Raw genomic sequence first — 13975 nt, 5'->3', positions numbered from 1 at the left:
ATCCATGCCCATCGACATTCTCATGCCCGCCCTTTCTCCGACGATGGAAGAGGGTACCCTTTCGAAATGGCTCAAGAAGGAAGGCGACAAGGTCGTTTCCGGTGACGTCATTGCCGAAATCGAAACCGACAAGGCCACCATGGAAGTGGAAGCCGTCGACGAAGGCACGATCGGCAAGCTGCTGATCGATGCCGGCACGGAAGGCGTCAAGGTCAACACCAAGATTGCCATCCTCCTGCAGGACGGCGAATCCGCCGATGCCATTTCGTCTGCCAAGGCTGCTCCCGCTGCCGAGCCGGCAAAGACCGAAGCGCCTGCCGCTCCTGCGGCGCCGGCCGCTGTACCGGTTCCGGCTCAGCCGAAGGCTGCTGCTCCGGCCGATCCGGAAATCCCGGCCGGCACTGAAATGGTGTCGATGACGGTGCGCGAAGCGCTACGCGACGCCATGGCCGAAGAAATGCGCGCCAACCCGGACGTCTTCGTCATGGGTGAAGAAGTTGCGGAATATCAGGGCGCCTACAAGGTGACCCAGGGTCTGCTTCAGGAATTCGGCGCACGCCGTGTGATCGACACCCCGATCACCGAGCACGGCTTTGCCGGTATCGGCGTCGGCGCTGCCATGGCCGGTCTGCGCCCGATCGTCGAGTTCATGACCTTCAATTTCGCCATGCAGGCGATCGACCAGATCATCAACTCCGCCGCCAAGACGCTCTATATGTCCGGCGGCCAGATGGGCGCTCCGATCGTCTTCCGCGGTCCGAACGGTGCTGCTGCTCGTGTCGGCGCTCAGCACAGCCAGGACTATGCCGCTTGGTATAGCCACATTCCGGGCCTTAAGGTCGTCATGCCCTACACGGCTGCCGACGCCAAGGGCCTGCTCAAGGCTGCCATCCGCGATCCGAACCCGGTCATTTTCCTCGAAAACGAAATCCTCTACGGTCAGCACTTCGATGTGCCGAAGCTGGATAATTTCGTTCTGCCGATCGGCAAGGCCCGCATCCACCGTCCGGGCAAGGACGTCACCGTCGTCTCCTTCGGCATCGGCATGACCTATGCCACGAAGGCCGTCGCGGAGCTGGAAGCCCAGGGCATCGATGTCGAACTCATCGACCTGCGCACCATCCGTCCGATGGATCTTCCGACGATCATCGAATCGGTCAAGAAGACCGGCCGCCTGGTCACCGTCGAGGAAGGCTATCCGCAGTCCTCCGTCGGCACGGAAATCGCCACCCGCGTCATGCAGCAGGCTTTCGATTATCTCGATGCGCCGATCCTGACGATCGCCGGCAAGGACGTACCCATGCCATACGCCGCCAACCTCGAAAAGCTGGCGCTCCCGAGCGTCGCCGAAGTGGTCGATGCGGTGAAGGCCGTTTGCTACAAATAAGGGGAGGGCTCATCGATGCCTATCAACATCACTATGCCTGCCCTCTCGCCGACCATGGAAGAGGGCAACCTCGCCAAGTGGCTGGTCAAGGAAGGCGACAAGATCAAGTCCGGCGATGTCATCGCCGAGATCGAGACTGACAAGGCAACGATGGAAGTCGAGGCTGTCGATGAAGGCACCGTCGCCAAGATCGTCGTTCCTGCCGGCACCGAAGGCGTTAAGGTCAATGCCCTGATTGCCGTGCTCGCCGCCGATGGCGAGGATGTTGCCGCGGCAGCGTCCGGCGCTGGCGCCTCTGCTGCTCCGGCTGCCAAGGAAGCCCCGAAGGCGGAAGTGGCCCCTGCTGCTGCCCCGGCTCCGGAGAGCGTTTCTGCTCCTGCCGCGCCCGCTCCGGCTCCCGCTGCATCGGCTCCTGCAGCAAACGACGGTCATCGCACCTTCGCTTCGCCGCTCGCTCGCCGTCTCGCCAAGGAAGCCGGCATTGATGTAGCGGCAGTTTCCGGTACCGGCCCGCATGGCCGCGTGGTCAAGAAGGACATCGAAGCTGCTGTTTCCGGCGGCACGGCCAAGGCTGCGCCTGCAGCAACTCCCGCCGCGCAGCCGGCTCCCGCTGCTGCTCCGGCAGCGCCGAAGGGCATGTCCGACGACGCAGTCCTCAAGCTGTTCGAGCAGGGTTCCTACGAGCTCGTGCCGCATGACGGCATGCGCAAGACGATCGCCAAGCGCCTGCAGGAATCCAAGCAGACGATCCCGCACTTCTACGTCTCGGTCGATTGCGAACTCGACGCGCTGCTGGCGCTCCGCACGCAGCTCAACGATTCCGCTCCGAAGTCGAAGGACGGCGTTCCGGCCTACAAGCTCTCGGTCAACGACATGGTCATCAAGGCACTGGCGCTGGCATTGCGCGATGTCCCGGATGCTAACGTCTCCTGGACCGACAGCGCCATGGTCAAGCACAAGCATGCCGATGTCGGCGTCGCCGTGTCCATTCCGGGCGGCCTGATCACGCCGATCATTCGCAGCGCCGAGCAGAAGACGCTCTCCACCATCTCCAACGAGATGAAGGACTACGGCAAGCGCGCCAAGGAGCGCAAGCTGAAGCCCGAGGAGTATCAGGGTGGTACGACTGCCGTGTCGAACATGGGCATGATGGGCGTCAAGAACTTCGCCGCCGTCGTCAACCCGCCGCATGCGACCATTCTGGCCGTCGGCGCTGGCGAACAGCGCGTCATCGTCAAAAAAGGCGAAATGGTGATTGCCAATGTGATGACCGTCACGCTGTCGACCGATCACCGCGCCGTCGACGGTGCGCTCGGCGCCGAACTCCTCGCAGCCTTTAAGGGCTACATCGAAAATCCGATGGGAATGCTCGTCTGAGCCTTGCTGTGACACGGAGGCATGAATGACCAAGACTGTTCTGTGTTACGGCGACTCGCTGACATGGGGCTACAGTGCCGAAACGGTCGGCCGTCATGCCTATGAAGATCGGTGGCCGAGCGTGCTGCAAAAGGCGCTCGGCAACCAGGTGCGCGTGATCCCGGAAGGATTGAACGGCCGCACGACGGCGTTCGACGATCATCTTGCCGATTGCGACCGCAACGGCGCGAGAATCCTGCCGACGATCCTCCAGAGCCACAATCCGCTCGATCTCGTCATCATCATGCTCGGCACCAACGACATGAAGCCGGTCGTCGCCGGTTCGGCCTTTGCCGCTCTGCAGGGCATCAGCCGCTTGGTCCAGCTGGTGCGCAATCATGCCTGGGGGTTCGACTACGAGGTGCCTGATATCCTCATCGTCGCCCCGCCGGCAATCACCGAGACGGCCAATGCCGCTTTTGCGGCCAGCTTTCTTGGCGCAGTCAAGGAATCGGCCAAGCTGCCGACGCTTTACAGCGATCTGGCAGACGAACTGGGTTGCGGCTTTTTCGATGCCAATACGGTTGCCGTCACCACGCCGCTCGATGGCGTTCATCTCGATGCGGAAAACACCCGGGCGCTCGGTCGCGGCCTCGAGCCGATCGTGCGGATGATGCTCGGTCTCTGATAGATTCAAGGCGCCGGCTTCGATCCGCCGCCACCAATAAGGCAGGAAACACATGGCTGAGAATTACGACGTCATTATCATCGGCTCCGGTCCGGGCGGTTATGTCGCCGCCGTGCGCGCCGGCCAGCTTGGCCTGAAGACCGCGATCGTCGAGCGCGAGCACCTGGGCGGCATCTGCCTCAACTGGGGCTGCATTCCCACGAAGGCGCTGCTTCGTTCGGCCGAAATTCTCGATCATTCCAACCATCTCAAGGATTACGGCCTCGTTCTCGAAGGCAAGGTGAGCGCTGATGTGAAGGCTGTGGTTGCTCGCTCGCGCGGCGTCTCCGCCCGCCTCAATCAAGGCGTCGGCTTCCTGATGAAGAAGAACAAGGTCGATGTGATCTGGGGGGAAGCCAAGATCACCAAGCCGGGCGAAATCGTGGTCGGCAAGTCGACCAAGCCGGTGGTCGAGCCGCAGCATCCGCTGCCGAAGAACGTCAAGGGCGAGGGGACCTACACCGCCAAGCACATCATCGTCGCGACCGGCGCCCGTCCGCGCGCTCTTCCTGGCATAGAGCCGGACGGCAAGCTGATCTGGACCTATTTCGAAGCGCTGAAGCCGGATTTCCTGCCGAAGTCGCTGCTCGTCATGGGCTCGGGCGCCATCGGCATCGAATTCGCAAGCTTCTATCGCTCCATGGGCGTCGACGTCACCGTCGTCGAAGTCATGCCGACGATCATGCCGGTCGAAGATGCTGAAATCTCCGGCATCGCCCGCAAGCAGCTCGAAAAGCGCGGCCTGAAGATCTTCACCAAGGCGAAGGTTACGAAGGTCGACAAGGCTGCCAACTCGATCACTGCCCATGTCGAAACCGAAGACGGCAAGGTACAGCAGATCGTTGCCGACCGCATGATCTCGGCCGTGGGCGTTCAGGGTAATATCGAGAACCTCGGCCTCGAGGCGCTCGGCGTGAAGACCGATCGCGGCTGCGTCGTCATCGACGGCTACGGCAAGACCAATGTTCCCGGCATCTATGCCATCGGCGACGTTGCCGGCCCGCCGATGCTCGCGCACAAGGCCGAGCACGAGGGCGTCGTCTGCATCGAGAAGATCGCCGGTCTGCCGAATGTTCATCCGACCGACAAGGGTAAGGTTCCGGGCTGCACCTATTGCCAGCCGCAGGTTGCCTCCGTTGGCCTCACCGAAGCCAAGGCCAAGGAACTCGGCCGCGATATCCGCGTCGGCCGTTTCTCCTTCGCCTTTAACGGCAAGGCGATCGCACTCGGCGAAGATCAGGGTCTCTGCAAGGTCATCTTCGACAAGAAGACCGGCGAACTGCTTGGTGCGCATATGGTTGGTGCAGAAGTGACCGAACTCATTCAGGGATTCGTGGTGGCCATGAACCTGGAGACGACGGAAGAAGAGCTGATGCACACGATCTTCCCGCATCCGACCGTTTCGGAAACGATGAAGGAAGCGGTGCTGGATGCCTACGGCCGGGTGCTGAACGCTTGATAATTTCCCGCCATGCCCTTTATCCAGGGGGTGGAAAACAGGAAAGGAAATCAACATGTCTATCACGGCGGAAGGTTGGATCGTCTTTCTTCTCATCGGGCTGGTCGCGGGTTTCCTCGCGAGCCTGATCGTTGGAGGAGGAGGGCTCATCAGTTGCCTGGTGAGCGGCGTGATCGGCGCTTTCGTAGGCGGTTTCCTGTTCCATTATTTCGGGATATCGCTCGGCATTGAAAATGCGCTTGTGGTGGAGATCATCCATGCCACAGTTGGCGCAATCATCGTGGTGCTCTTGGCGAGATTGATTGCCTAGAGCATCATCATTAGGACGCAAGGCGATGCTCGACAGCACTGTTCTGAAGGGCGCCCGAACGAGGGTTTGATGGAAAGCGTAGGTTGGCTGGGTCTGATCATCATAGGCGGTCTTGCGGGCTGGCTCGCGGGCAAGCTGATGGATGCGCGTTACGGCATCATCCTGAACATCATCCTCGGCATTGCCGGTTCGGTCGTCGCCGCGGCGCTGATGGTGGCCCTGCATGTCGGCGTTCCCGGCGGCCGGCTCGGCTTTTTCATCACCGGTTTTATCGGTGCATGCATTCTGATATTCGTCGCCAAATTCGCTCGGCGATGAAGGGCCGCATTTCAAGCGGCGGAAAGTAGACGTTCCATGGTCACGATTCTCGACACGATCAACCCGGACGCAAAGCGCGTGCGACACCCGGAAAAGGCGCATCGGCCGGATACGGAAGTCCTGCGCAAGCCGGACTGGATCCGCGTGAAGGCGCCGACATCGAAGGGCTATGCCGAAACCCGCTCGATCGTGAAGGAGCACAAGCTCGTCACGGTCTGCGAGGAAGCCGGCTGCCCGAATATCGGCGAGTGTTGGGATAAGAAGCACGCCACCTTCATGATCATGGGCGAAATCTGTACCCGTGCCTGCGCCTTCTGCAATGTCGCGACCGGCAAGCCGAATGCGCTCGACATGGCCGAGCCGGAAAATGTCGCCAAGGCGGTCAAACAAATGGGCCTCAGCCACGTCGTCATCACCTCGGTCGACCGCGACGATCTGGAAGACGGCGGCGCAGAGCATTTCGAGAAGGTGATCTGGGCGATCCGCGCCGCTTCGCCCTCGACCACGATCGAGATTCTGACGCCGGACTTTCTGAAGAAGCCGGGCGCTTTGGAGCGTGTGGTCGCTGCTAAGCCCGACGTCTTCAATCACAATCTGGAAACCGTGCCTGGCAATTATCTGACGGTTCGCCCCGGTGCTCGTTACTTCCACTCCGTCCGCCTGCTGCAGCGGGTCAAGGAACTGGATCCGACGATGTTCACCAAGTCAGGTATCATGGTGGGCCTCGGCGAAGAGCGCAACGAAGTGCTGCAGCTGATGGACGACCTGCGCACCGCGGACGTCGACTTCCTGACCATTGGCCAGTATCTGCAGCCGACACGCAAGCACCACCAGGTGATGAGCTTCGTCACGCCGGAAGAGTTCAAGTCCTACGAAACGGTAGCCTACACCAAGGGCTTCCTGATGGTCGCTTCCAGCCCGCTGACGCGTTCCTCCCATCACGCCGGCGACGATTTCGCACGGCTGCGAGCTGCTCGCGCCAAGAAGCTGCTGCTCGCTGCCGAATAAACCCAGCCGGAATACATTCTTGTCATTCGGATGATCGCGGCGATTGCGCCGCGATTTTCGTTCGCGCGGTCATCTTTTTGTCATTGAAGCGGCTTAGGGAACTCGCCGCCGTTTGTTACCGGTTTCGGCGTTTTCGATTCGACTATGGAGCTGGACCGTGGAGCAGATCGTCGCGCCGCATGCGCTCGTCCGTGCCATCGATATCGATGAGGCGGCACGCATCCTCGAAAAGGCAGATCGTATTCTTATCATAGGGTGTTCCGGCACAGGCAAGAGCACGCTCGCGCAGCCCATCGCGTCGCTGCGTGGGTTGACCTATGTTTCGATGGATCGCGATATCTTCTGGCTGCCTGGCTGGAAATCGCGTCCGCGCCCGGAAGCCATCGCGCTGATCGAGCAGGCGGTTGCCGGGCCGCGCTGGATCATGGACGGCAACAGCCCCGGAACCTTGCCCTTGCGGTTGCCGCGCGCCGAACTCATCATATGGCGACGCCCGCCGCGGCACGTGGCACTGCGCGGCGTCATTTCACGTTGGCTGCGCTACCGCGGCCGGTCGCGGCCCGAAATGGCGCCCGGATGCCCCGAGCGACTGGACTGGAAATTCCTGCGCTACATCTGGACATTCGAGCATGACGAAGCGCCGCAGCTTCAGGAGATGCTCGAACGACACGGCCGCAATGTGCCTGTCGTGACGCTGAAATCCTACCGCGACGGCGAAGATCTGCTTTCGCGTCTCCGAAGCAATATCTGAGAGGCCGTTATGGATCAGCTTTTGGTGCCGCCATTGCGCAGCGAGATACGCGACCTTGAGGTAGCCGCTGAGCATATCCGCCGCGCAAATCGCATCCTTGTCATGGGCTGCTCCGGCGGTGGCAAATCAACCCTCTCGCAGAAGATCGCCGCCCGCTTTGATCTTGCCTATGTCTCCATCGATCGCGACGTTTTGTGGCTGCCCGGTTGGGCTCAGCGCGACAAGACAGAGCAGCGCGCCATCATCATTGCCAAGGTGCAAGGTGAGCGATGGATCATGGATGGGACCAACCCCTCGACATTCGACGTCCGCCTGCCGCGTACGGATTTGGTCATATGGGTGCGAATGCCCCGCCTGCTATGCATCTGGGGCGCCGTTTCTCGCTGGATCAAGTGGATGGGTCGCACGCGACCGGAAATGGCGCCAGGCTGCATAGAGAAAGTCGATTGGGAGTTCCTGAGCTTCATCTGGACCTTCGAGGAGAAATTCGCCCCGCGTATTCTTGTAGGCCTTGCGCAGCACGGCCCTGATGTTCCCGTTTTGCAGCTGAAATCCCGCGGCGAAATGTGTCAGCTCCTTGATCTTCTCGGCCGTCCTGCTTAATTGCGGCTCATGCCTCAGTTTGAAACTCATCGCCCCGTTCCGCATTCCCCAGACCAGATGTTCGACCTCGTCGCCGATGTGGAGCGTTATCCGGAATTCCTGCCGCTCTGCGAGGCGCTTACGGTCCGCAGCCGCAAGGAGCGCGACGGCAAGACCTTGCTCGTTGCCGATATGACGGTCGGGTATAAGGCGATCCGCGAGACGTTCACCACACAGGTGCTGCTGAATAAGGCGGAGCGCGCGATCGACGTGAAATATATCGACGGACCATTCAAATATCTCGACAATCGCTGGCGTTTTCAGCCGGCGGAGGATGGTGGCAGCGTCATCGATTTCTTCATCGATTACGAGTTCAAGAGCCGCATTCTCGGCGCTTTGATGGGATCGATGTTCGATCGTGCCTTCCGCATGTTCACGGATGCCTTCGAGACGCGCGCGAACAAAATCTATACTTGAAGCCGCGCCCTATATTGAGCGAGCGTGACGAGCAGCTTCAGCGCCTCGCTTAACGTGGCAAGCCGGACCTTGTCGCGGCCGATATCGCCATAGCGCATTTCATGATGGATGATCTCGCCACTGCGCGCCTTGGCTGCCAGGTGGACGAGGCCCACTGGCTTTTCTGCGGAGCCGCCGCCGGGGCCGGCGATACCCGTTACCGCCACGGCGAAATCAGCCCGGGAGCGGAAGAGGGCGCCATGTACCATCTGCAGCGCCGTTTCCTTCGAAACCGCGCCAAACTGTGCCAGCGTTTGCTCCTGAACGCCGAGCATCTCCGTCTTGGCGGTATTGGTATAGGTGACGAAGCCGCGATCGACCACGGCGGACGAGCCTGGAATTTCCGTCAGCGCGCCGGCGATCAGACCACCGGTGCAGGATTCGGCCGTGGCGACCATCCAGCCCTTTGCCGTGAAATCCGTCACGATCTTTTGCGCGAGTGCGAGAATCTCATCGGGGAAATGCATTATGCCTTGCCTCCGCGATAGACCACGGTCGCCGTGGCGATGGCTGCGATGCCTTCGCGGCGGCCGACGAAGCCGATCTTCTCGTTCGTCGTTGCCTTGACCGAGCAGCGATCGATGCTGATGCCAAGAAACTCCGAAAGCCTGCCGCGCATCACGTCGCGATGCGGCCCGACCTTCGGCGCTTCGGCGATTAGGGAGACATCCGCATTCATGATGGTGCCGCCATGATCGCGCACGATCTTTGCCGCGTGCTCGATGAAGATACGGGAAGGCGCGCCCTTCCATTGTGGATCGGAGGGCGGAAAATGATCGCCGATATCGCCGGCGCCGCAGGTGGCAAGCAGCGCGTCCGTCAGCGCGTGCAGCGCGACATCGGCGTCCGAGTGCCCCTTCAGCTTCTGGTCATGCGGGATGAAGACGCCGCATAGCGTCACGCCGTCGCCCGGCTCCAGTTGATGAACGTCATAGCCGTTGCCGGTGCGCACGTCGGGCAGCAGCGCGGCGCTAAGCTTTTCATCGGCCATGGCAATATCCCTTTTGATCGTCAATTTTACGTTGTCGGCGCTGCCCATCACGAGTGTCACCGGTAGGTTACACCATTCCGCAATCGCCGCATCGTCGGTGAAATCAACCTTGCCGCCGGCTTCTGCTTTCTCATGCGCCGCGAGGATATCGGCAAAGCGGAAGGATTGCGGCGTCTGTGCGGCGTGAAGCCCGGCACGAGGCACGGTGTCGACAACGAGCCCTTCCGCATTGCCGCGCTTCAGCGTGTCGGTGACAGGCATGGCCGGCAGCACCGCCGGCGCGCCGTCTGCAAGCGCTGCGGCGATACGATCCAGCAGATCATGGTCGAAAAAGGGGCGCACGGCATCGTGAATCATAACGTGCGTGACGCCGCTGTCTTTCAATGCGCGTAGCCCCGCAAGCACGGATTGCTGACGGGTCGCGCCGCCAAAGGCGATCTCGATATGAGGGAGGCCGGCGACCTGCTCCAGCGCAGCACGCAGCAGCTTCTCATCGTCGCGGTGGATGACGATGACGATTTTCGATGCCTGCGGCCATGTCACGAATTTTTCAAGCGTATGCGCAATAACCGCTCTGCCGCCGATCGGGCGATATTGCTTGGGGCCTTCTTCGGGAGACCCCGCCCGTTCGCCGCGCCCGGCGGCAACGATGACGATTCCCACCGACAGCGGTTGCTTTGAATGCATTTGCGTCATAAACCCCCGAAGGATGAAAGGCTTCGTCTGTAGCATGGCTTTGAAAAGCGTGGAGCTTTTTGAATAAGCACATGCTAAATAGATCGCCAAAACGGGATCCTGCTTCCAATAGGGTCTATCGCCTCGACCGAGTATTTTCCAGCATTTGCCCAAAAAATATCGGGATTCTTCGAAACCCCTTGGCAAACTTTCAAAGCGTGTCTAAAAATAGTGCAGACGTATAGTGTGCCCGAAAGATAATCATTTGCTATCTTCCAAGCTTGCAACTCCATTTTCAATCGGTTCCGTATCAATCCGGAATCGTGTGATCCTGGCGCCGATGTCGGGCGTGACAGATCTTCCGTTCCGGCAGCTTGCCTTGCGCTACGGCGCCGGCCTGGTCGTCACCGAGATGGTCGCAAGCCGCGAGCTCGTGCAGGACACGGCCGAATCCTGGGCGCGTCTGAGAAGCGCAGGGTTGAAGCCCCACATGGTGCAGCTTGCTGGTCGCGAAGCGCATTGGATGGCCGAGGCTGCAAGGATCGCCGTGGATAATGGTGCCGATATCATCGATATCAATATGGGCTGCCCCGCCAAGAAGGTGATCGGCGGTTATTCCGGCTCGGCGCTGATGCGTGACCCGGACCATGCGCTGACATTGGTCGAAGCGACGGTACGGGCGGTGAACATTCCTGTTACGCTGAAGATGCGGCTGGGCTGGGATGAGAATTCCATCAATGCGCCTTATATCGCGCGCCGGGCCGAAGAGGCCGGTATCCAGCTCGTCACCATTCATGGCCGCACGCGCATGCAGTTCTACGAGGGCAGAGCGGATTGGGATGCAATCCGCGCCGTGCGCGACGTGATCTCCGTTCCGCTTGTTGCCAACGGCGATGTCGAAACGGCTGAGGACGCGCAGGAAATCCTGCGGCGCTCGGGTGCCGACGCGGTCATGATCGGCCGGGGCTGTCAGGGCCGTCCGTGGCATGCGGGCGTGCTGGCAGGGCATCGCGAGCCCAGTCGCGATGAGATCGGCGAGATCGCCCTCGAACATTATCGCATGATGCTGGAGTTCTACGGCGAAGCCGTCGGCATTCGCCACGCCCGCAAGCATCTCGCCTGGTATCTCGATCGCTATGCGCCTGCGACGACAGGCGCTGATAAGGCGAAAATCATGACGTCGAAAGACAGCGGCGAGGTAGCGGCATCTTTCCATGCCGCGCTGCAGGCAGGCGCTGATCTCGCTCACCGCATTCAGGAGGCTGCATGACTTCGAAAACCAGCTCCGGCGCCGGTGATACCTCGGCCAACTCTGTCGCCATGGCTGTTCTCAACGCGATCCAGAATCCCGTCGTCATGGTCGACGAGGCGGGTTTGATTGCCTTTGCCAACTGGGAGGCGGAGGCTTTCTTCGGCGCCAGCGCCTCGCATCTCTCACGCTATAAGATTTCGAGCTTCATTCCCTTCGGCAGCCCCTTGCTGGCGCTGATCGATCAGGTTCGTGAGCGCCGGGCGCCCGTGAACGAATACCGTGTCGATCTGAGCTCGCCACGCCTTGGGCAGGACAAGCTGGTGGATATTTATGTCGCGCCGGTTTCCAGCGACCCAGGCTCCGTCGTGGTCGTATTCCAGGAGCGCTCCATGGCCGACAAGATCGATCGGCAGCTGACGCATCGCGCCGCCGCCCGCTCGGTCACCGGCCTTGCCTCCATGCTGGCGCATGAGATCAAGAACCCGCTTTCGGGCATTCGAGGGGCGGCCCAGCTGCTCGAACAGTCGGTCGAGGATGACGATCGCGCACTGACGCGCCTCATCTGCGACGAGACGGATCGCATCGTCTCGCTGGTCGACCGTATGGAGGTTTTCTCCGACGAGCGGCCGGTCGATCGCGTCCCCGTCAACATCCATTCCGTGCTCGATCATGTGAAGGCCGTCGCCAAGGCCGGCTTTGCCCGCAACATCAAGATCTCAGAGAATTACGACCCCTCGCTGCCGGCGGTCTTCGCCAATCGGGATCAGCTCGTGCAGGTCTTTCTCAATCTGGTGAAGAACGCCGCTGAAGCGGTGGGCGACCGTCAGGATGGCGAGATCATGTTGACGACGGCCTATCGCCCCGGCATCAGGCTTTCGGTTGCCGGCACGCGCGAAAAGATCTCCCTGCCGCTGGAATTCTGCGTCATCGACAATGGCCCTGGCGTGCCGGCCGATCTCGTGCCGCATCTCTTCGATCCGTTCATCACCACCAAGACGAACGGAACCGGCCTCGGCCTCGCACTGGTCGCCAAGATCATCGGCGACCACGGCGGTATCGTCGAATGCGACAGCCAGAACCATCGCACCACTTTCCGTGTTTTGATGCCTGCCTCCAAGGGCATCACCTCAGAAGATGCCCCCCTTCCGAACTCTACAGGGACTACTCGATGACAGCCACGATCCTTGTCGCCGATGACGATGCGGCCATCCGCACCGTGCTCAACCAGGCTTTGAGCCGCGCGGGCTACGACGTACGCATTACGTCCAACGCCGCCACGCTCTGGCGTTGGGTCTCGGCCGGCGAAGGCGACCTTGTCGTAACCGACGTCGTCATGCCCGATGAAAACGCATTCGACCTGCTGCCGCGGATCAAGAAGGCTAGACCGGATCTGCCTGTTCTGGTCATGAGTGCGCAGAACACGTTCATGACGGCAATCAAAGCGTCGGAGAAGGGCGCTTACGACTATCTCCCGAAGCCCTTCGACCTGACTGAGCTGATCGCGATCGTCGGGCGTGCTCTGTCTGAGCCGAAGCGCAAGCCGGCAAAAATTGATGACGACATGCAGGACGGTATGCCGCTTGTCGGCCGATCCGCCGCGATGCAGGAAATCTACCGCGTGCTTGCGCGCCTGATGCAGACCGATTTGACGCTGATGATCACCGGCGAATCCGGTACCGGCAAGGAACTGGTAGCGCGTGCCCTGCATGATTACGGCAAGCGCCGTAACGGCCCCTTTGTCGCCATCAACATGGCGGCCATCCCGCGCGACCTGATCGAATCCGAATTGTTCGGTCACGAGAAAGGCGCCTTCACCGGCGCGCAGACCCGCTCGACCGGACGCTTCGAGCAGGCCGAAGGCGGCACGCTGTTCCTCGACGAAATCGGCGATATGCCGATGGATGCGCAGACGCGCCTGCTGCGCGTGCTGCAACAGGGCGAATATACCACCGTCGGCGGCCGCACGCCGATCCGCACTGACGTTCGCATCGTTGCCGCTACCAACAAGGACCTGAAGCAGGCCATTAACCAGGGTCTCTTCCGCGAGGATCTCTATTACCGTCTCAACGTCGTGCCGCTGCGCCTGCCGCCGCTGCGCGATCGCGCCGAGGACATTCCGGATCTGGTGCGTCATTTCATCCAGCAGGCAGAAAAAGAGGGGCTGGGTTCCAAGCGTTTCGATCAGGAAGCGCTAGAGCTGATGAAGGCCTATCCCTGGCCCGGCAACGTCCGCGAGCTGGAAAACCTCATTCGCCGGCTGATGGCGCTTTACCCGCAGGATGTCATCACCAAGGAGATCATCGACGCGGAGCTGCGCGCCGACGTGCCCGACAGCCCGATCGAAAAAGGGCCAGTCCGCACCGGCTCCATGACCATTGCACAGGCGGTGGAAGAGAATATGCGGACCTATTTCGCCAGTTTCGGTGAGAACTTGCCGCCGCCGGGCCTCTACGACCGCGTATTGACCGAAATGGAATACCCGCTGATTCTCGCCGCTTTGACCGCCACTCGCGGGAATCAGATAAAGGCCGCCGATCTTTTGGGGCTCAACCGCAATACGCTGCGCAAGAAGATCAGAGAACTGGGAGTTTCGGTTTACAGAAGCTCCCGTACGGCTTGACAACCCGATCATATGCGTTGCAT

15 protein-coding genes are annotated in these 13975 nt (G+C 60.9%); 13 read left to right on the top strand and 2 right to left on the bottom strand.

The features are described from left to right. Positions 1–4: 4 nt before the first annotated feature. From ACYJRZ_RS10975 to ACYJRZ_RS10930, 10 genes are all read left to right on the top strand, one after another. Positions 5–1387 (top strand): pyruvate dehydrogenase complex E1 component subunit beta, encoded by a 1383-nt coding sequence (locus ACYJRZ_RS10975; RefSeq protein ID WP_459458915.1) that lies wholly within the window; start codon positions 5–7, stop codon positions 1385–1387. Between the two features lie 15 nt (positions 1388–1402). Further along, a complete protein-coding gene (locus ACYJRZ_RS10970) occupies positions 1403–2764 on the top strand; it encodes a pyruvate dehydrogenase complex dihydrolipoamide acetyltransferase (protein ID WP_459458913.1) in 1362 nt (453 codons plus the stop codon). 25 nt (positions 2765–2789) lie between these two features. Next, a complete protein-coding gene (locus ACYJRZ_RS10965) occupies positions 2790–3431 on the top strand; it encodes an SGNH/GDSL hydrolase family protein (RefSeq protein WP_459458911.1) in 642 nt (213 codons plus the stop codon). 52 nt (positions 3432–3483) lie between these two features. After that, the gene (gene lpdA / locus ACYJRZ_RS10960) at positions 3484–4929 is read left to right on the top strand and encodes a dihydrolipoyl dehydrogenase (RefSeq protein ID WP_459458909.1); all 1446 of its coding nucleotides are present in this window, start codon (positions 3484–3486) and stop codon (positions 4927–4929) included. A gap of 55 nt (positions 4930–4984) precedes the next feature. Further along, the gene (locus tag ACYJRZ_RS10955) at positions 4985–5239 is read left to right on the top strand and encodes a GlsB/YeaQ/YmgE family stress response membrane protein (RefSeq protein WP_069612110.1); all 255 of its coding nucleotides are present in this window, start codon (positions 4985–4987) and stop codon (positions 5237–5239) included. A 69-nt stretch (positions 5240–5308) separates the two neighbouring features. After that, a complete protein-coding gene (locus ACYJRZ_RS10950) occupies positions 5309–5557 on the top strand; it encodes a GlsB/YeaQ/YmgE family stress response membrane protein (RefSeq protein WP_459458906.1) in 249 nt (82 codons plus the stop codon). 36 nt (positions 5558–5593) lie between these two features. Next, on the top strand, positions 5594–6565 hold the full coding sequence (lipA, locus tag ACYJRZ_RS10945; RefSeq protein ID WP_459458904.1) for a lipoyl synthase: 972 nt from the start codon (positions 5594–5596) through the stop codon (positions 6563–6565). 157 nt (positions 6566–6722) lie between these two features. After that, entirely contained in the window at positions 6723–7316 is a 594-nt protein-coding gene (locus ACYJRZ_RS10940) for a P-loop NTPase family protein (RefSeq protein ID WP_459458902.1), read from the top strand. 9 nt (positions 7317–7325) lie between these two features. After that, the gene (locus ACYJRZ_RS10935) at positions 7326–7919 is read left to right on the top strand and encodes a P-loop NTPase family protein (RefSeq protein ID WP_459458900.1); all 594 of its coding nucleotides are present in this window, start codon (positions 7326–7328) and stop codon (positions 7917–7919) included. Between the two features lie 9 nt (positions 7920–7928). Then, positions 7929–8375 (top strand): type II toxin-antitoxin system RatA family toxin, encoded by a 447-nt coding sequence (locus ACYJRZ_RS10930; RefSeq protein ID WP_459458898.1) that lies wholly within the window; start codon positions 7929–7931, stop codon positions 8373–8375. On the opposite strand, the gene ACYJRZ_RS10925 is transcribed toward ACYJRZ_RS10930, so the two are convergent. Both ACYJRZ_RS10925 and ACYJRZ_RS10920 read right to left on the bottom strand, forming a co-directional pair. After that, positions 8366–8881, bottom strand: a complete 516-nt coding sequence (locus tag ACYJRZ_RS10925) for a CinA family protein (protein ID WP_459458896.1) — start codon at positions 8879–8881, stop codon at positions 8366–8368. The genes ACYJRZ_RS10930 and ACYJRZ_RS10925 overlap by 10 nt on opposite strands. Next, complete coding sequence (locus ACYJRZ_RS10920; RefSeq protein ID WP_459458894.1) at positions 8881–10101, bottom strand: bifunctional 2-C-methyl-D-erythritol 4-phosphate cytidylyltransferase/2-C-methyl-D-erythritol 2,4-cyclodiphosphate synthase; 1221 nt, start codon at positions 10099–10101, stop codon at positions 8881–8883. The genes ACYJRZ_RS10925 and ACYJRZ_RS10920 overlap by 1 nt, the downstream gene beginning before the upstream one ends. Before the next feature lie 223 nt (positions 10102–10324). Between ACYJRZ_RS10920 and dusB the strand changes: the two genes are divergently transcribed. The 3 genes from dusB to ntrC are packed head-to-tail and all read left to right on the top strand — an operon-like array spanning position 10325 to position 13952. Beyond that, positions 10325–11350 carry a tRNA dihydrouridine synthase DusB gene (dusB, locus tag ACYJRZ_RS10915; protein WP_459458892.1) on the top strand — a complete coding sequence of 342 codons (1026 nt, stop codon included), beginning with the start codon at positions 10325–10327 and terminating at the stop codon, positions 11348–11350. Next, positions 11347–12504 carry a two-component system sensor histidine kinase NtrB gene (locus tag ACYJRZ_RS10910; RefSeq protein WP_459458890.1) on the top strand — a complete coding sequence of 386 codons (1158 nt, stop codon included), beginning with the start codon at positions 11347–11349 and terminating at the stop codon, positions 12502–12504. Before dusB ends, ACYJRZ_RS10910 begins: the two co-directional genes overlap by 4 nt. Continuing rightward, a complete protein-coding gene (gene ntrC, locus ACYJRZ_RS10905) occupies positions 12501–13952 on the top strand; it encodes a nitrogen regulation protein NR(I) (protein ID WP_015339828.1) in 1452 nt (483 codons plus the stop codon). The genes ACYJRZ_RS10910 and ntrC overlap by 4 nt, the downstream gene beginning before the upstream one ends. Positions 13953–13975: the final 23 nt, after the last annotated feature.

The sequence above is a fragment of the Rhizobium sp. No.120 genome, assembly GCF_054558365.1.
This window is presented reverse-complemented; position numbering and strand designations above follow the sequence as displayed.

Excerpts from the sequence above, each read along its gene's own strand:
- ACYJRZ_RS10930 (WP_459458898.1), top strand. The coding sequence starts at position 7,929 with ATGCCTCAGTTTGAAACTCATCGCCCCGTTCCGCATTCCCCAGACCAG.
- ACYJRZ_RS10920 (WP_459458894.1), bottom strand. The coding sequence starts at position 10,101 with ATGACGCAAATGCATTCAAAGCAACCGCTGTCGGTGGGAATCGTCATC.
- ACYJRZ_RS10950 (WP_459458906.1), top strand. The coding sequence starts at position 5,309 with ATGGAAAGCGTAGGTTGGCTGGGTCTGATCATCATAGGCGGTCTTGCG.
- lpdA (WP_459458909.1), top strand. The coding sequence starts at position 3,484 with ATGGCTGAGAATTACGACGTCATTATCATCGGCTCCGGTCCGGGCGGT.
- ACYJRZ_RS10970 (WP_459458913.1), top strand. The coding sequence starts at position 1,403 with ATGCCTATCAACATCACTATGCCTGCCCTCTCGCCGACCATGGAAGAG.
- ACYJRZ_RS10975 (WP_459458915.1), top strand. The coding sequence starts at position 5 with ATGCCCATCGACATTCTCATGCCCGCCCTTTCTCCGACGATGGAAGAG.
- ACYJRZ_RS10935 (WP_459458900.1), top strand. The coding sequence starts at position 7,326 with ATGGATCAGCTTTTGGTGCCGCCATTGCGCAGCGAGATACGCGACCTT.
- ACYJRZ_RS10965 (WP_459458911.1), top strand. The coding sequence starts at position 2,790 with ATGACCAAGACTGTTCTGTGTTACGGCGACTCGCTGACATGGGGCTAC.
- lipA (WP_459458904.1), top strand. The coding sequence starts at position 5,594 with ATGGTCACGATTCTCGACACGATCAACCCGGACGCAAAGCGCGTGCGA.
- ACYJRZ_RS10910 (WP_459458890.1), top strand. The coding sequence starts at position 11,347 with ATGACTTCGAAAACCAGCTCCGGCGCCGGTGATACCTCGGCCAACTCT.
- ntrC (WP_015339828.1), top strand. The coding sequence starts at position 12,501 with ATGACAGCCACGATCCTTGTCGCCGATGACGATGCGGCCATCCGCACC.
- ACYJRZ_RS10925 (WP_459458896.1), bottom strand. The coding sequence starts at position 8,881 with ATGCATTTCCCCGATGAGATTCTCGCACTCGCGCAAAAGATCGTGACG.
- ACYJRZ_RS10955 (WP_069612110.1), top strand. The coding sequence starts at position 4,985 with ATGTCTATCACGGCGGAAGGTTGGATCGTCTTTCTTCTCATCGGGCTG.